19 protein-coding genes are annotated in these 15,061 nt (G+C 40.4%); 9 read left to right on the top strand and 10 right to left on the bottom strand.

Annotated elements, in window-relative coordinates:
• Positions 1-71: 71 nt before the first annotated feature.
• The 3 genes from CVT08_RS07055 to CVT08_RS07045 all read left to right on the top strand — a co-directional run bounded on the left by CVT08_RS07055 (position 72) and on the right by CVT08_RS07045 (position 2,255).
• Complete coding sequence (locus CVT08_RS07055) at positions 72-1,343, top strand: anthranilate synthase component I family protein (protein WP_107856009.1); 1,272 nt, start codon at positions 72-74, stop codon at positions 1,341-1,343.
• Between the two features lie 152 nt (positions 1,344-1,495).
• Positions 1,496-1,945, top strand: a complete 450-nt coding sequence (locus tag CVT08_RS07050; RefSeq protein ID WP_107856008.1) for a hypothetical protein — start codon at positions 1,496-1,498, stop codon at positions 1,943-1,945.
• A 94-nt stretch (positions 1,946-2,039) separates the two neighbouring features.
• A complete protein-coding gene (locus tag CVT08_RS07045; protein WP_107856007.1) occupies positions 2,040-2,255 on the top strand; it encodes a hypothetical protein in 216 nt (71 codons plus the stop codon).
• On the opposite strand, the gene CVT08_RS10190 is transcribed toward CVT08_RS07045, so the two are convergent.
• From CVT08_RS10190 to rpiB, 7 genes are all read right to left on the bottom strand, one after another.
• Positions 2,256-2,399 (bottom strand): HNH endonuclease, encoded by a 144-nt coding sequence (locus tag CVT08_RS10190; RefSeq protein ID WP_265094278.1) that lies wholly within the window; start codon positions 2,397-2,399, stop codon positions 2,256-2,258. It lies immediately after the preceding gene.
• A gap of 264 nt (positions 2,400-2,663) precedes the next feature.
• Positions 2,664-3,767 (bottom strand): redox-regulated ATPase YchF, encoded by a 1,104-nt coding sequence (gene ychF / locus CVT08_RS07035; protein WP_107856005.1) that lies wholly within the window; start codon positions 3,765-3,767, stop codon positions 2,664-2,666.
• The gene (locus tag CVT08_RS07030) at positions 3,767-5,218 is read right to left on the bottom strand and encodes a leucyl aminopeptidase (protein ID WP_107856004.1); all 1,452 of its coding nucleotides are present in this window, start codon (positions 5,216-5,218) and stop codon (positions 3,767-3,769) included. Before CVT08_RS07030 ends, ychF begins: the two co-directional genes overlap by 1 nt.
• Positions 5,199-5,804 carry a DedA family protein gene (locus CVT08_RS07025; RefSeq protein ID WP_021086394.1) on the bottom strand — a complete coding sequence of 202 codons (606 nt, stop codon included), beginning with the start codon at positions 5,802-5,804 and terminating at the stop codon, positions 5,199-5,201. Before CVT08_RS07025 ends, CVT08_RS07030 begins: the two co-directional genes overlap by 20 nt.
• A 1-nt stretch (position 5,805) precedes the next feature.
• The gene (apt, locus tag CVT08_RS07020) at positions 5,806-6,354 is read right to left on the bottom strand and encodes an adenine phosphoribosyltransferase (RefSeq protein ID WP_002939787.1); all 549 of its coding nucleotides are present in this window, start codon (positions 6,352-6,354) and stop codon (positions 5,806-5,808) included.
• A 20-nt stretch (positions 6,355-6,374) separates the two neighbouring features.
• The gene (locus tag CVT08_RS07015; protein WP_002939538.1) at positions 6,375-6,707 is read right to left on the bottom strand and encodes a hypothetical protein; all 333 of its coding nucleotides are present in this window, start codon (positions 6,705-6,707) and stop codon (positions 6,375-6,377) included.
• Entirely contained in the window at positions 6,704-7,147 is a 444-nt protein-coding gene (gene rpiB, locus CVT08_RS07010) for a ribose 5-phosphate isomerase B (protein WP_021086444.1), read from the bottom strand. The genes CVT08_RS07015 and rpiB overlap by 4 nt, the downstream gene beginning before the upstream one ends.
• A gap of 109 nt (positions 7,148-7,256) precedes the next feature.
• Here rpiB and CVT08_RS07005 point away from each other — a divergent pair, with 109 nt between their 5' ends.
• Entirely contained in the window at positions 7,257-8,642 is a 1,386-nt protein-coding gene (locus tag CVT08_RS07005; protein WP_107856003.1) for a DUF4139 domain-containing protein, read from the top strand.
• An 18-nt stretch (positions 8,643-8,660) separates the two neighbouring features.
• On the opposite strand, the gene CVT08_RS07000 is transcribed toward CVT08_RS07005, so the two are convergent.
• Genes CVT08_RS07000 through folD form a run of 3 tightly spaced genes read right to left on the bottom strand, consistent with a single transcriptional unit; the run spans position 8,661 to position 11,072 of the window.
• On the bottom strand, positions 8,661-9,317 hold the full coding sequence (locus CVT08_RS07000; RefSeq protein ID WP_107856002.1) for a site-2 protease family protein: 657 nt from the start codon (positions 9,315-9,317) through the stop codon (positions 8,661-8,663).
• Positions 9,304-10,209, bottom strand: a complete 906-nt coding sequence (gene lepB / locus CVT08_RS06995; RefSeq protein WP_107856001.1) for a signal peptidase I — start codon at positions 10,207-10,209, stop codon at positions 9,304-9,306. Before lepB ends, CVT08_RS07000 begins: the two co-directional genes overlap by 14 nt.
• 11 nt (positions 10,210-10,220) lie before the next feature.
• Positions 10,221-11,072 carry a bifunctional methylenetetrahydrofolate dehydrogenase/methenyltetrahydrofolate cyclohydrolase FolD gene (gene folD, locus CVT08_RS06990; RefSeq protein WP_107856000.1) on the bottom strand — a complete coding sequence of 284 codons (852 nt, stop codon included), beginning with the start codon at positions 11,070-11,072 and terminating at the stop codon, positions 10,221-10,223.
• A gap of 83 nt (positions 11,073-11,155) precedes the next feature.
• On the opposite strand from folD, the gene CVT08_RS10470 reads away from it, so the two are divergent.
• Genes CVT08_RS10470 through CVT08_RS06965 form a run of 5 tightly spaced genes read left to right on the top strand, consistent with a single transcriptional unit; the run spans position 11,156 to position 15,058 of the window.
• A complete protein-coding gene (locus CVT08_RS10470) occupies positions 11,156-11,761 on the top strand; it encodes a c-type cytochrome (RefSeq protein WP_107855999.1) in 606 nt (201 codons plus the stop codon).
• Positions 11,758-13,041 carry a glutamate-1-semialdehyde 2,1-aminomutase gene (gene hemL / locus CVT08_RS06980; RefSeq protein ID WP_107855998.1) on the top strand — a complete coding sequence of 428 codons (1,284 nt, stop codon included), beginning with the start codon at positions 11,758-11,760 and terminating at the stop codon, positions 13,039-13,041. The genes CVT08_RS10470 and hemL overlap by 4 nt, the downstream gene beginning before the upstream one ends.
• Complete coding sequence (locus CVT08_RS06975) at positions 13,041-13,322, top strand: AtpZ/AtpI family protein (RefSeq protein WP_107855997.1); 282 nt, start codon at positions 13,041-13,043, stop codon at positions 13,320-13,322. The genes hemL and CVT08_RS06975 overlap by 1 nt, the downstream gene beginning before the upstream one ends.
• Positions 13,306-13,824 carry a hypothetical protein gene (locus CVT08_RS06970; RefSeq protein ID WP_230855919.1) on the top strand — a complete coding sequence of 173 codons (519 nt, stop codon included), beginning with the start codon at positions 13,306-13,308 and terminating at the stop codon, positions 13,822-13,824. The genes CVT08_RS06975 and CVT08_RS06970 overlap by 17 nt, the downstream gene beginning before the upstream one ends.
• Entirely contained in the window at positions 13,814-15,058 is a 1,245-nt protein-coding gene (locus CVT08_RS06965) for an MFS transporter (protein ID WP_103558738.1), read from the top strand. Before CVT08_RS06970 ends, CVT08_RS06965 begins: the two co-directional genes overlap by 11 nt.
• The last annotated feature ends 3 nt before the right edge of the window (positions 15,059-15,061 follow it).

The raw sequence follows: 15,061 nt of genomic DNA, 5'->3' as shown, positions 1-15,061 counted from the left end.
AAATTTAGCCAAAATTCTAAAAAGTAAAAGCGAAAATTTTTTATAATCAATAAAAATTTAAAAGGAAAAAGATGCTCTTAGAACAACCACTTTTTTATTATGAAGCGATCAGAGAGAAATTTAAAAATAGCTACCTTGCTGAAGACAAGACACAGACGATAATCGGCATCGACTGCGAATATATCGATGAAAAAGATATGGACTTTTACGGGCTTAGAAGCTACTTTGATACTAATCGTAACAGATCACTCGCACCTTTTGCTGGGCTTTTTGGAGTCTTTGCATATGATGGCGTGAGATATTTTGAATATATCGGCGAAGAGAAAACTAAAAAATATGAATTTCCAAAATTTATCTACGCCGATGCTAAAGCATATCTGCACTTTGATAAGATGAGTAAAATTTATACTTTTTATGGAGATAAAGAGAGGTATTATGACTTTTTGTTAAATTTAAAGGCTGAGCACAGGGGCGAAAAAGAGTGTGAATTTAGCATAAAAACTGACCTTAGTAGCGAGAAGAAACACTTTGAAGATATGGTTGAAGTGGCAAAAGAATACATAAGAAGTGGTGACGTCTTTCAAGTGGTGCTTGGCGAGCTACTTGAAATTTCAACAAATATGAATAGTCTGGACTTTTACAAAAAGCTAGCCACTGCAAATCCAAGCCCATATATGTTTCATTTTCCTACGCCTTATGGCGATGTGGTTGGCTCGTCGCCTGAGCTTGTTTTTGAGATGAAAAGTGAGCAAATTTTTGTAGCACCAATTGCAGGCACAAGACCAAGAGGGGGTGACGCAAATGCTGACGTGGCGCTTGAAAATGAGCTACTAAGTGACGAAAAGGAGCTCGCTGAGCACAAGATGCTAATCGATCTTGCAAGAAATGATATCGGCAGGGTTTCAGAGCCAAAGAGCGTGGCGGTAAAAAATGCGATGCATATCCAGAAATTTGAAAAAGTGATGCATATCGTTAGCGACGTCTATGGCAAGTGCGCTAGGGAGCTTAATCTTTTTGACGTGCTAGCTAGCATCTTCCCGGCTGGCACATTAAGCGGTGCGCCAAAGATCAGAGCTATGCAGATAATCAATGAGCTTGAAATTTTTGAGCGAAATATCTATGGCGGGGGCATTGGATTTTTGCATTTTAATGGCGACGCACAGGTGGCGATCCTCATCCGCTCAGCTATCTTTGTGCCAGCTAAAAACGGCTTTAGCGACGTCTTTGTCGGAGCTGGAGCTGGCATAGTCTATGACTCAAAGAGCGAAAAAGAGTATGCTGAAATTTGCCACAAACGAGCCAGCGTGGTAAATGTCTTTAAAAACAGCGCAAAAGAGGTTTAAATTTAAGTCGCGCAAGTGAAAACTTTAAAAATAAAAGGATAAAATAGCCAAATAAGCGATAAAAAACATAAATTTTTCATTTCCGCAAGAAAAATTTAGAAAAAAAGAGTTGTTTTTAGAGCTTAAATCTAAAAAATATAAAAGGACAGTATATGAAAAAAGTTTCATTATTAGCATTGAGTGGTATCATAGCTCTAGCATTGTCAGGTTGCGGAAATGATGATGGTGTCAGCGGCAAAGTGGCAAGAAGTTTTAAGGAAGCATGCCAAGATACAACTACTAAATACGACTGGCTTGTAGCTGATGTAAAATATAAACTAATCCAATTAGATAAAAACGATATACATAAAAAAGATTATGTGGTATATGACAAAAACGATGAAACGCATGATATAGGTGGAATGGCAAGACGAGATCTAACAAACTATGATCAATTTACAATAACAAATGATGATAATTTTGCCTATGCGAAAATAAAAGTAAGAGGCCCAATAAAATGTATGGAAGCAAAAGACACATTCGATAAAGCCCCTGAAAATGTAAAACCAATGAAAAGATATGTCTTTTTTACAAGCACACAAACAAATGTAGAAAGAAAATAACTTCTATAATTATAGTATCTTACTATTCGCCTGATAGTAAGATACTATGAAATAATATTACAATACTACTTTATACCATCCTCAAAGGATAATCATGAGAAAACAAACATGCGATAACTGTATAGCCTTTGATGATTACATTAATGGTTGTAGATTACACAATCTTATAATAGGAGAAAAAGTCAAAGTATATACAGATGACAAAAAATTAATAGGAGAAATAACAAAATTTCATCCTATGACAAAATGCAATAAACCTAAAAACAAACAAGAATTCTATACTCTAGTAAAAAAATCTATTCAGTCTTAATCACCTATTTGATTTTATCCTATTACAATTTTTACAAAGCATCTGGCAATTTTGAGTTATTGTCTTTCCACCCTCGCTCCATGGTGTTATGTGATCAGCTTCCATCTCGCTTATATCAAAATGCTCATTACATTTTACACAGATCCCATTTTGTTTTTGATAGGTTGAGTGTTTTATTGTATCGCTAAAAGCCCTGTATAAATCAAAAAAAGGATAACTAATGCTATGGTAAATTTAATCCTAGTCATTTTTGTATGTATATAACGAGTATAAAAATTTAAAAGTTGAATTTGGTAGATTTTAAAAATTTCATCTGCTAGATAAATTAAAGCCGTGTTGCTTTGGGTAGTTAAAAAATAAATTTGATATTTTTAAAGAGAATTTTACAAGGTAAAAACCTTGTAAAATTTAGACATTAAACCTAAAGTGCATCACGTCGCCATCTTGCACGACGTAGTCTTTACCTTCAAGTCTCATCTTGCCAGCCTCTTTAGCTCCGTTTTCGCCGCCATGTGCGATGTAGTCATCATAGCTTATCACTTCAGCTCTGATAAAGCCCCTCTCAAAGTCGTTGTGGATGACGCTTGCTGCTTTTGGCGCTTTCCAACCATTTGTGATCGTCCAAGCCCTAACTTCCACGACGCCAGCGGTGAAATAGCTTATCAAATTTAGCTTCGCAAAAGATGTTTTGATGATCTTTTCAAGACCGCTCTCGTTCGTGCCAAGAGATGCCAAAAACTCGTGAGCCTCTTCGTCACTTAGACCTATTAGCTCCTCTTCAACCTTGGCGCAAAGCTTTATCACCTCGTGATCTGAGGCTTTAGCAAACTCTTTTAGCGCTTTTACAAATTTATTATCTTCGCTAAGTCCCTCTTCATCGACATTTGCGCCATAAACTACCTCTTTAGCGCTTAGAAGTCTTAGCTCTTTGTTGAGTGCTAAAAACGCCTCGCTATCTCTTTGCTCAAAGCTGCTTGCGCTTTTGCCATCATTTAGGTGAGCTAGAAGCAAATTTGCTATCTCAAGCGCCTCTTTAGCACCTTTTGCATTTGCTTTCGCCTCTCTTGTGAGCTTTTCTATCTTTTTGTTTAGCTGCTCGATGTCAGCTAGTATCAGCTCGGTTTGGATGATCTCGATGTCTCTTACTGGATCGACGCTACCCTCGACGTGAGTGATGTTTTCGTCCTCAAAGCAGCGAACAATGTGTAAAATAAGCTCGGTTTCTCTAATGTTTGATAGAAATTTATTGCCAAGTCCCTCGCCAGAGCTAGCCCCTTTTACGAGGCCTGCGATATCGACAAATTCGATGGTTGAGTATTGAATTTTATTAGGATTTACTATCTTTGCAAGCTCGTTTAGGCGCTTATCAGGCACTGGCACGATGGCTTTGTTTGGCTCGATAGTGCAAAACGGATAGTTCGCGCTCTCAGCGTTTTGCGCCTTTGTAAGTGCGTTAAATGTCGTTGATTTGCCCACATTTGGTAGGCCTACTATTCCAACTGAAAGTCCCATCAATTCTCCTTACTAAGTGCTTGTAAAAAGTATAAATTCATCCTCACGCCCGCTCCACTTGCACCTGCTTGGTTGTAGCCCCAAGCCTTTTCGCGGTATGCTGGACCTGCGATGTCGAGGTGTAGCCACTTATCTTTATACTCATCTTTGATAAATTTAGCTAAAAACATGCCAGCTGTGATCGCGCCGCCATATCTGCTTGAGGCGCAGTTGCTAACGTCTGCGATCTGGCTTTTGATAAGCTCGCTAAGATAAGGGTTAAAATCAAGCGTAGTCGCTAGCTCGCCGCTATCTTTTATCTTGTTTTTAAACTCGCTTTTTAGGCTCTCGCTGTTGCCCATGATGCCTGTTGTGTATTCGCCAAGTCCCACGACGCAAGCGCCAGTTAAGGTTGCCATATCAATTAGGATGTCTGGCTTAAAGTCTTGTGCGTAGCTTAGGCAGTCAGCCAGCACCAAGCGTCCCTCTGCGTCGGTGTTTCTCACCTCTATGCTAACGCCACTTCTTGAAATAAGCACGTCATCAGGCTTATAAGCGTTGCCGCCGATCATATTTTCAGTTGCGCCTAAAATGGCGTGAATTTCAAATGGTAAATTTAGCTCCGCTGCACCTTTTATGATGCCAAGAGCTGCTGCTGCGCCGCTTTTGTCTGATTTCATAGTGAGCATATAATCAGCCGGTTTCAGGCTAAGGCCGCCGCTATCGTATGTTAGCCCTTTGCCGACAAAGATGATGCGTTTTTTAGACTTTTTAGGCTTGTAGGTTAGGTGGATGAGCCTTGGTTTATGCACGCTTGCGCGATTTACCGCCAAAAATGCGTTCATATTCTCTTTAGCTAAAAATTTTTCGTCATAGACCTCGCACTTTATGCTTGCGATGTTTTTAGCTAAATTTAAAGCATCCTGCGCCATCTTTTGCGGTGTGTAAATTTCTGGAATTTCATTTACGATATCTTTTGTGAAATTTGTAGCACTTGCTATTATCTCTGCCTCTTTAAAGCCCTCATTTGCAGCTTTTAGATCGACCTTTTTGCCAGCAAATTCTTCAGTAGAAAAGATGATCTCTTTAAGGGTGTATCTCTCTTTTTTCTCTTTATATTTGTTAAATTCATAGCTTCCAAGCAAAAAGCCCTCAGCTAGCGCTTCAAAGCTTAGTTTTTGGCACTCCGCGATATATGAGGCTAGCTTTATGCTTTTAATATTTAGCGATTTTAGTGCGTTATAAGCTTTAGCGGCTGCAACTCTAAGCTCATCAAGATCAAGCTTAGAAAGTGGCACGTAGGCTCTTTTTGCCTCACTTAGGATAAGGACGCTCTCGCCTTTGTAATTGTTAAATTTAATAGCCTCTTTATCGCCTATAAATTTATGTTTTAACTCCTTATCAACTACGAAAATTAGTTCAATATCAGCTTTTATATCTTTTAATTTCTTATCAACTATTTGAAACTGCATGTCTTCTGTCTCTCCTTTCGTTTAAAATTTTATTTTCGATGCGCTTAAATGCATAGATCAAAAGCCCCATAAATATAGCAACCACTGGGATAGCGACGTACCAGTGCTCTTTTGCTTTTTGCAAAAGCACAAGTATATGCTCGCCAAGTATCCAAGCAGGTATGGTGGTGATCGCCGCCCAGCACCAAGCGCTGATCAAATTTATAAAGGCGTATTTTTTAGCATCATAGCCAGTAAGTCCTATGCAAAGCGGGATGATGACGCGAAAGCCATACATATATCGTTGCAAAAAGATGATCGGCCAGCCGTATTTTTTCAGCATTATGTGCGCCACTGCAAATTTTCTCCGCTGCGTGTGAAGCCTTTTTGCGATGTATTTTTTATTGTAACGGCCAAGATAGAAATAAATTTGATCTCCCACAAAGCCTCCAAGTCCAGCCACAAAGATAGCAAGTGCGATATGCATGTGCGTGGTGTGAGCGAGAATTCCAGCCATTATTAAGGCCATCTCGCCCTCCATGATACACCAGACAAAAAGTATGATGTAGCCGTACTCTTTAAGTAGTTCTATAAAAAACTCTTCCATTCTAAACCTCTAAAACGCTGTAAATTTTAGTAAGTGACTTTAGCTTTTCGCTACCTTTTAGATCGACTAGATCTATGAGAAAACACGCCTCTACGCAGGTTGCGTTAGTTTGATTGATAAGCTCAACTGAAGCCTTTGCAGTGCCTCCAGTGGCTATGAGATCGTCCATCAAAAGCACTCTAGCGCCTGCTTTTTCTCCAAAAGCATCGATGTGAATTTGCACTTCATCAACGCCGTATTCTAGGCTATATTTTTGAGAAAGCGTGATAAAAGGTAGTTTTTTTGGCTTGCGAATAGGCACAAAAGGTAGCCTTAGTCTTGCCGCAAGCGCCGCGCCAAAGATAAAGCCACGAGACTCGATGCCAGCGATGTAGTCGATATTTGCGTCCTCATATCTAGCCACCAAATGATCTATCAAAAAGTTAAATGCCTCTTTGTTGTTTAGCAGCGTCGTGATGTCGCGAAAAACTATGCCAGGCTTTGGAAAATCGTTTATGCAGCGAATAGAGTTTAGTAAAAATTCTTTGCCTTTTTGATCTAAAATTTTCATAAATTTCCTTAAATTTGAGGTTATAGTAGCGCTTCGATCTTGCCTTCAAGCTCACGAATGCGTTGTCTTAGCTTGTCGTTTTCTAGGCGGTACTGGGAATTTCTTGTGCGAAGTGAGGTTACGTCGTTTTTAGTTTTGTTTAGCTCATCTGTCAAGATGTCGATATTGCCTAGACTTCTTTGGAGTTGGATCTGAAATTTTCTTATGACGACCTCGGTGTCTTGGAGATTATTTTTCATAAAATCTTTTGTCGCACGCTCTTTTTTTAGAAGCGTTTTGAAGTAAAAAACCATGACGGTTAGGTAGATCGCAGCACAAACAAGAGCGGTAAAAACGATCCACTCACCTATCATTTGCCTGCCTCAAGCTCTATTTTTTTGACTCTTCTTTCGTGTCTGCCGCCTGCAAACTCAGTCTTTAAAAAGGCTTCAACCGCCGAGATAGCCACGCCAGCGCCAATAACTCTTGCGCCAAAAGCAATCACGTTTGCGTCGTTGTGCTCTCTGGCAAGTCTAGCGGTAAATTCGTCGTGGCAAAGAGCACACCTTACGTTTTCATGCCTGTTTGCAGCTATTGATATACCTATGCCTGTGCCACAAACTAGCACGCCGTAGCAGTTAGGCTCAAGCTTGCTCGCTAGCAAATGCGCATAATCAGGGTAATCAACGCTATTTTTATCGTTTGTGCCAAGATCAACTACTTCGTATCCAAGCCCTTTAATAGCCTCTTTAAGCTCGTTTTTTAGCTCAAAACCAGCGTGATCGCTAGCTAAGAAAACTTTGTCTATCTTCATGAAAAGTCCGTTAAATTTTTTGTTGATTATAGTCAAAGTTGCATTAAAATAAAATTTTACTCTCAGCCAAAATGAAGCTATAATTTACCAAAAATTTAAAGGAGAAAATGTGAAAAAAGTGCTCTTTTTGGTGGCTTCTACACTAGCCTTTGCAAATGAAAATCTAATAGAGATCTACACAGATCAAACCATTATCACTCAAAAATTTAGTGACGCAAACAGCTCTTTTAGCGCCTTTGTGCCAGAGGGTGTGGAGAGTGAGAGCATCACTATAAATGGGGATTGTGACGCGAATGCTAATCTAAAAAAGATCAGCGAAGAAAATAGCCAAAGTTACATAAAATGGAAGCAAGAAGTTGTAAATTTAAATAATAAACTTGAGGCGCTAAATACAAGAGGTAGGTTTATAGAGCAAGCTTTGATAGGAGAAAATAAAAGTAACGATGTGACAAAAAGAGCTGAGGAGTTTTATAAATTTAGCCTAGAAAATATCGAGAAAATTTCAGCTGCTAAAAGTGAGCTTGAAGCGCTTAAAGAAAATGAGCCAAAAAGCGAGATGGCCGGATTTTTGCAGCTTGATATGAAATTTGCTTGCAGCCCAAAAGAGGCGACGCTTTCATATATGGATGATGAGGCGCCAAAGACGCTAAATGAAATTTATGCAGATACAAAAAACAAAAATATCTTGATAAAACAAGAAATTTTGCTCACCAACCCTTTTGCAAATGAAGTTAAAAATTTAAAGCTCGCCATCTATCCGACCAGATATCAAAAGGCGCTTGCTCCAAGCAAGTTTTACCCTTGGTATGAGGAGAGCGAGGCTGAAGCTGATGGTTACGGCGCTTCAAAAAATATGCTAAGAGCTGCGAAAGTCGCTGCTGAGGTCGCTGATATGCGTGTGCAAAGAGATGAGAACGAGTTTGCCAAAATTTGGAAGATAGATGGGATAAATTTAGCAAAAGGCGAGAGCAAATATATAACTTACGATACACAAAAAATGGATGCAAATTTTAGCGTTTTTGCTGATTTTTACGGCTCACTAAAGGCATATAACGTAGCTAGCTTTAAGCTAAATGACGATCTAACTCCAGCTAAAACGCAGTTTTATGTTAATGGTGTGAGTGTTGGTAGTCCAAGTGAGTTTGAGATGAAAGCAAAAGATGAGCCAGTGCAGTTATTTTTAGGACAAAACGAGCTAATCGAGCTTAAAAAAGAGCGATTAAATAAATTTAAAAAGACCTCGCTTCTTGGCAAAGACCGCATAAGCGAAGAGGGCTATGAGATAAGTGTCAAAAATAACTCAAGTAAGAGTGTCGATGTCACTTTGGTTGACCGCGTGCCAGTATCTGCTGACGAGGCAGTAAAGGTCGAGATAAAGGGCTTTGATAAAAAAGATATCGGCAAAGATGGCAAGGTGGAGCTTAAATTTAGCCTTGCGCCAAAAGAGGAATTTAAAAAAGAGTACTCTTATAAGATCACAAAGCCAAAAATTTAGAGCAAATTTGCTCTAAATTTAGCCATTTATAAAGGCGCTTGCGATTTCTAAAACGTATCTTGTTGGATAAAAGATAGTATCTTTTAAAGGCGAAATGAGGATGATGATAAGGATGACAAAGCCATATCTTGAGATACCCTCAAGCTTTTCTGCTAGTGCGTGAAAGCCAAAATTTCTAAGCGCATACTCGAGCGCGTGAAAGCCGTCAAGTGGTGGGATCGGATAGAGGTTAAAGATGGCTAACATCAAATTTAAAAGCGCAAGCGTAAATAAAAACTGAAGTAAAATTTCAAAGGTTTCTATGTTTAGCAAAGCCTTTAGCACAAAAAGCGACAAGATGCCTAGGATGATGTTGTAGCAAATGCCAGCTAGACTTACGTAGATAGCTGCCTTGTATCCGCCATTTCGCACGACTGTGTAGGTATTTACAGGCACTGGTTTTGCCCAGCCAAACATCATACCAGTGCTTAGATAAAGCACCAGTGGCACGATGATAGTGCCAACAAGATCGATGTGTTTTATGGGATTTATGCTAAGTCTGCCAAGGCTTTTTGCGGTGTTGTCGCCAAATTTATAAGCTACATATCCGTGAGCAATCTCGTGGCCTACGATGGCGATTATTAAAGAGATGACGATAGTGGCGACTTTTATGGGATCAAAATTAGTGAAGTCCATCGACTTCTCCCTCTTTTAGAGCTTGTTTTGTGAAAAACTCATCGTTTTCTATCGTATCTACAAAGCGTCCGATACGCTCCCAGCGCACATTGTAGTTATTGTCCCAGCTAAAATAAATAAACCAAGGCTGACCGACTATGTCCTTGTAAGCCACGCTTCCCCAAAAACGGCTGTCGTTTGAGTGATCGCGGTTGTCGCCTATCATAAAGTATTCATCTTTTGGCACTTTTACGTAAAATGCATTAAAGTTAAAATTTGGATTTTGCGGTAGTGAGCTAATGAGCGCTGGCTTCATAAAAACGTTTGATTTGTTTGTATTTAGCATGAAAACCATCTGCTCAAATAAATTTACATTTTCGTCGTAATGGATGCCACTAAATCTATACGGCTCTTTTATGAAAAGTTTGCCATCAAGCTCGGCTATGTCGCTGCATGAGTAGCCAAATTTACTCTCTTTGCCATTTAAATTTTCACGGCAGTTTGCCTTTATAAAGCTATCTCCCTCTTTTGGGCGCAGATAGAGGGCTTTTTCAGCAAAAACGATCTCGTCCTCGCTTGTGGCAAAGCAGCGCTTTACAAAGTGAGTTTTCTCATCGTTTGGATAGCGAAATACGACTATATCGCCCCTTGCAGGACCATCGCCAGTTATAAGGTGACCATTGTCATTTAGCTCAGGTAAAATTTTCACCTCAAGCCAAGGAATTCTTGGTGTTGGTATGCCATAAACATACTTTTTAGCAAATAAAAAATCCCCAACCAAAAGTGTGTTTTTCATCGAACCAGACGGGATCACAAAGGCTTGAGCCACAAAGAAAATGACAAGCAAAACGATGATAACCGTGCCTGTCCAGCTCGAGCAAAAGTCATAAAATTTAGTAAAAGCTCTCTTCATTATCTCACTCTTTAATTTTTAGCTATCTTTGCTTGTGCAGCAAGGATGGTGTTGTTTAAAAGCATGGCTATGGTCATAGGTCCCACGCCGCCAGGAACAGGCGTGATATATGAGCATTTTGGTGCGACCTCTTCAAAATCCACGTCGCCCACAAGCCTGCCATCATCAAGTCTGTTTATACCCACATCAACGACTACCGCGCCATCTTTTACCATATCAGCCTTTAAGAAAAATGGCTTGCCAATGGCTGCTACTATGAGGTCAGCATTTTTGCAAATTTCTTTTAAATTTTTAGTCTTGCTGTGCGTCACCGTAACTGTTGCAGAGGCATTTAGGAGTAAATTTGCCATAGGCTTGCCAACGATGTTACTTCTGCCGATCACCACCGCATTTAGCCCAGCTACATCTATGCCATACTCTTTTAAAATTTCCATCACGCCAAGCGGTGTGCAAGGCACGAAGCCATCAAGTCCGCTAACAAGTTTGCCAACATTTACAGCGTGAAAGCCATCTACATCTTTTCGTGGATCGATCGCTGCGAGCACGACGTTTGTATCGATATGCTTTGGAAGCGGCAGTTGAACCAAGATACCATGGATGCTATCGTCTAAATTTAGCACGTTTATGAGCGCTAGAAGCTCGTTTTGGGTTGTATTTTCGCTTAGACGGTGAGCCACGCTTTTTATGCCGTATTCGTTGCAGGCTTTCTCTTTGGCTCTAACGTATGTTTGAGATGCCTTATCTTCGCCGACCAAGACGACGGCCAAGGTTGGCTCGACACCAAATTTCTTTAGCTCATCAGCTCTTACTTTTACGTTTTCTTTGACCTTTAAAGATACGGCTTTTCCGTCTAAAATTTTCATATTCGATCCTTACTTAAAAGCTTTTTTAATCACAAGGGTGGTATCATACCTAAAAATAAATTAAATTTTTAAAAGAGAGGTTTATGAGGTCTATTTTTTTGATTTTGCTTTTTTGCATGGCGATTTTTGGTGCTGATTTTATCACAAAGACCGAGTACGCCAAGATGCTCTACCTAAATCCACGTGGCATAGGCTGTGACAAATGTCACGGCGCAAAGGGCGAGGGTAGTCTAATCTCTAAATACAAACACTTTGACAAAAAAACAAACAAAACGGTCGATGACGAGCTTAGAGCGCCAAAGATAAATGATATAGATTTTGAAAGCTTTAAAGCAGCTCTTACAAAGCCAAAAGGCGTCATGCCAAGTTACTTTTTGACAGACGAGGAGACGACTATACTTTATGAATACATCACAAATCAGATGAAACCTCCTGCAAAAGCGCCAAAAACACAAAATTTAGCCAAGCCAGCCGCACCTGCTGCTACGCAAAAACAGCCTGAACCTGCTAAAACTGCGCCTGCTGTAAAACCTACAGAGCCAGCAAAGCAAGCGCCAGCTACAAAGCCAGCCGAACCAGCAAAGCCAGCTAGCACGCAGGCGCAAAAGACACCAGCAAAACCAGCAATAAATCAAAAAGATAATCAAAAGACAAATTTAAAAACACAAAATCAAAAGGATAAAAAATGACAAATAAAGAGGCATTTAGCGAAGCTAAAAAATATATCCCAGGCGGCGTAAATTCACCAGTTCGTGCATTTGGCAGTGTTGGAGGCGAGCCTGTGATGATAGATCATGCTAGGGGAGCTTATCTATACGACATCGAGGGCAAAAAATACCTTGACTTCATCCAAAGCTGGGGTCCGCTCATCTTTGGTCACTGCGACAAAGACATAGAAGAAGCGATCATCTCTGCTGTAAAACAAGGCGTATCATATGGCGCTCCATCTCCAAAAGAGACCGCTCTAGCAAAGCTAATATGTGATGAGTTTAAACAAATAGATAAAATTCGCTTCGTTAGCTCTGGCACAGAGGCTACCATGAGCGCTATCAGAGTGGCTAGAGGATATGCTAAAAAAGACGGACTTATCAAATTTGAAGGCTGCTACCACGGACACAGCGACGCACTTCTTATCAAGGCAGGAAGTGGCGCTACGACATACGGCAACGCTTCAAGCGGCGGCGTGCCACAAGATGTTGTGAAAAATACATTTTTAGCTATCTACAACGATATAGAGAGTGTAAAAGCCATCTTTGAAAACAACAAAGACAAAATAGGCGTTGTCATTATCGAGCCAATCGCAGGAAATATGGGGCTTGTGCCAGCTGATAAGAAATTCTTACGTGAGCTTAGAGCGCTTTGCGATAAATTTGGTGCAGTGCTTATACTTGATGAGGTTATGAGCGGTTTTAGAGCTTCTCGCCTTGGCTCATATCCATTTCACGAAGTAGATGCCGATCTTGTCACATTTGGTAAGGTTATAGGCGGAGGTATGAACGTCGCTGCATTTGGCGGTAAGGCTAAGATCATGGACTGCCTAAGCCCTGAAGGTGCAGTATATCAAGCAGGCACACTAAGTGGCAACCCAGTGGCGATGAGCGCTGGTATAGCGGCTATTTCTAAGATAAATAGCGACGTAAATTTATACGCCAGACTTGAAAAACTAGCTAAAAAACTAATGGAGGGCTTCAAAGAGGCAGCAAAAAGCGCTGGCATCGCTATACAAACCGAGGTTCGTGGCTCGATGTTTGGCTACTTTTTCACAGATCACGTTGTGAAAAACTACGACGATGCGCTAAAGAGCGACACAAAACTCTTTGCTAAATTTCACCAAGCGATGCTTAGGCGTGGAATTTATCTAGCGCCAAGTCAGTTTGAGACGGGATTTATCTGCGATGTGATGAGTGAAGCGGATATTGACCTAGCGATAAATGCAGCTAAAGAGGCATTTTTGGAGATAAAAGCTTAATGGCAAAATTTAAGATAAAAGATATCGTAGCAGGTGCTGAGCAACTAAGCCTTGGCATATCGATGGTCGTAGCTGTGGTGATCGGCACTGGGCTGGGGTATCTTGTAAAAAAGGCTACAAATTTCACGCCAGCGCTTTGGATAGGGCTTGCTTTTGGCATCGCAGCTGCCATTTTAAATGTCTATAAGGCCTACAAAGCGCAGGTTAAAAGCCTAGATGAGCTAAAGGATGAGGCTAGATATAAAGGCTATAAAAAAGACGATGATGACGAGGACAATTAGCAGGCTTTTTATTTGCTATTTTGCGCTTTGGCTAGCCCTTAGCATGGTTGGCAAATTTATATCAAATCAATTTTTTATAAGCTCGCAAATTTCATTTTTTGCCTCGCTTATCATCCTAACGGCTAGCTTTTTTGCCTATAAAAATCGCATAAATTCAAGGCTAGAAAATGCAAGAGATGAAATTTTGGCTATGCAAAAAGAAGAGGACGAGGATGAAGAGGATGAAAATTTAACTGAAGAGCCAAAAGAATTTAGCCTAAAAGATGAAAAAGCAAGGCTAAAAAAGCAGAAATTTTCATTTAAAGATAAAAGCTTTGTGGCGGCATTTATGCCTTACCGCTTGGTCGCTTATGCGATACTATTTTTGGGATTTATATTTTTAAAAAATGAAAATTTACTAAACGTGCCTGGCTTTTTAGTGGGGCTTGCTCCGATGCCTATTGGAGCTTTTATCTTTGGGATAATGCAAAATAATTTAAAAAAGGACGCAGATGGCAAGTAGCTTTAGGATCATTCGCTCGATGGGGCCGCTATTTTTGGGCATGAGTCTGCTTTTTATAGGCAATGGCCTAGTTATCGCCTCTTGTAGTGCGCTTCTTAAGCAAAATGGCGTAGGCGAGCTTGCGATTGGACTAATTAACACTGGATTTTTCATAGGAGCGTTAATTAGCACGATCACAGCGCACAGAGTTATCTCAACCACTGGTCACATCAGAGCTTTTGCTATCTTTTCATCTATATTTGCAGTCTCAGCCATGCTTCACGCCATAAGTGAAAATTTGATCTTTTGGGCGATTTTGCGAGCCTTTTTGGGATATTGCTACTACGCACTTTTGATGGTTATAGAAAGCTGGCTAAATGCTAAGATCCCAAACAAGATAAGATCGCGCGTCATCGCCTTTTACGAGTGCGTTTTCTACACGAGCTTTGGACTTGGAATTTTGATCTTAGCGCTTGATCTTAGCGCATTTGAAATTTTCATCATCAGCGCAGCCTTTATCATGCTCTCAAGCATACCTTTAAATTTAATCCGCATCAACCAGCCTCAAATCCCGCAGCGCCAACCCATAAACATCCCAAAAATTTTTGGTATCGTCCCGCTAGCACTCGTGGGAGCGCTCGTTGCAGGACTTGCGATAAATGGCTTTTTTTCTATGGCAAGCCTCTTTGTCTTGCTTCAAGGATATAGTGCAAAAGAGGCGTCATTTTTTATGACGATAGCGATGGCTGGGGGCTTTTTGGCTCAAACATTTATCGGAGGCTTTTCTGATAAATACGGCAGACGCCCAGCGCTCTTGCTTTGTAGCGTTGTATCTTTAATCAGTGCGGTTTTATTTTTGCTAAATGGCTCAAATTTAATCGTTCAATACATACTTTCGTTTTTCTTTGGCGGCGGCATTTTTTGCACATACGGACTTTCGCTAGCTAGGGCAAATGACGAGATCACAGACAAGACAAAGAGCGTTCAAGTGGCACGCGCACTGCTTTTTAGCTACTCTTTTGCCTCGCTTTTCTCGCCGCTTCTTATGAGCTATGCGATGAAAATTTTTGGTGCATTTGGCTTTATCTATGTCTATTTGGTGCTTTATGTTGGGCTCATTTTATTTGCGCTAACGCAAAAGACCATACCGCAGCACATGAGAAAAGAGTACAACGACAGGCTTGTTGCAAGGACGGCTGGCATCGCGACTATTCAGCAAAATGGCAATTTTGCCGATAGAGAAAATAAAAAGTAGAAA

The sequence above is a fragment of the Campylobacter concisus genome (assembly GCF_003048835.2).
In the GTDB taxonomy this organism is placed as follows: Bacteria; Campylobacterota; Campylobacteria; order Campylobacterales; family Campylobacteraceae; genus Campylobacter_A; species Campylobacter_A concisus_D.
Note: the sequence above shows the minus strand (reverse complement) of the source record. Positions and strands in the feature narration are given on the sequence as shown.

Coding starts and splice junctions, on each gene's coding strand:
- CVT08_RS06965 (WP_103558738.1), top strand. CDS start 13,814: ATGGCAAGTAGCTTTAGGATCATTCGCTCGATGGGGCCGCTATTTTTG.
- CVT08_RS07030 (WP_107856004.1), bottom strand. CDS start 5,218: ATGCAGTTTCAAATAGTTGATAAGAAATTAAAAGATATAAAAGCTGAT.
- rpiB (WP_021086444.1), bottom strand. CDS start 7,147: ATGAAGATAGACAAAGTTTTCTTAGCTAGCGATCACGCTGGTTTTGAG.
- CVT08_RS07015 (WP_002939538.1), bottom strand. CDS start 6,707: ATGATAGGTGAGTGGATCGTTTTTACCGCTCTTGTTTGTGCTGCGATC.
- apt (WP_002939787.1), bottom strand. CDS start 6,354: ATGAAAATTTTAGATCAAAAAGGCAAAGAATTTTTACTAAACTCTATT.
- CVT08_RS06975 (WP_107855997.1), top strand. CDS start 13,041: ATGGCAAAATTTAAGATAAAAGATATCGTAGCAGGTGCTGAGCAACTA.
- CVT08_RS07055 (WP_107856009.1), top strand. CDS start 72: ATGCTCTTAGAACAACCACTTTTTTATTATGAAGCGATCAGAGAGAAA.
- folD (WP_107856000.1), bottom strand. CDS start 11,072: ATGAAAATTTTAGACGGAAAAGCCGTATCTTTAAAGGTCAAAGAAAAC.
- lepB (WP_107856001.1), bottom strand. CDS start 10,209: ATGAAGAGAGCTTTTACTAAATTTTATGACTTTTGCTCGAGCTGGACA.
- CVT08_RS06970 (WP_230855919.1), top strand. CDS start 13,306: ATGACGAGGACAATTAGCAGGCTTTTTATTTGCTATTTTGCGCTTTGG.
- CVT08_RS07000 (WP_107856002.1), bottom strand. CDS start 9,317: ATGGACTTCACTAATTTTGATCCCATAAAAGTCGCCACTATCGTCATC.
- hemL (WP_107855998.1), top strand. CDS start 11,758: ATGACAAATAAAGAGGCATTTAGCGAAGCTAAAAAATATATCCCAGGC.
- CVT08_RS10470 (WP_107855999.1), top strand. CDS start 11,156: ATGAGGTCTATTTTTTTGATTTTGCTTTTTTGCATGGCGATTTTTGGT.
- ychF (WP_107856005.1), bottom strand. CDS start 3,767: ATGGGACTTTCAGTTGGAATAGTAGGCCTACCAAATGTGGGCAAATCA.
- CVT08_RS07050 (WP_107856008.1), top strand. CDS start 1,496: ATGAAAAAAGTTTCATTATTAGCATTGAGTGGTATCATAGCTCTAGCA.
- CVT08_RS07025 (WP_021086394.1), bottom strand. CDS start 5,804: ATGGAAGAGTTTTTTATAGAACTACTTAAAGAGTACGGCTACATCATA.
- CVT08_RS07045 (WP_107856007.1), top strand. CDS start 2,040: ATGAGAAAACAAACATGCGATAACTGTATAGCCTTTGATGATTACATT.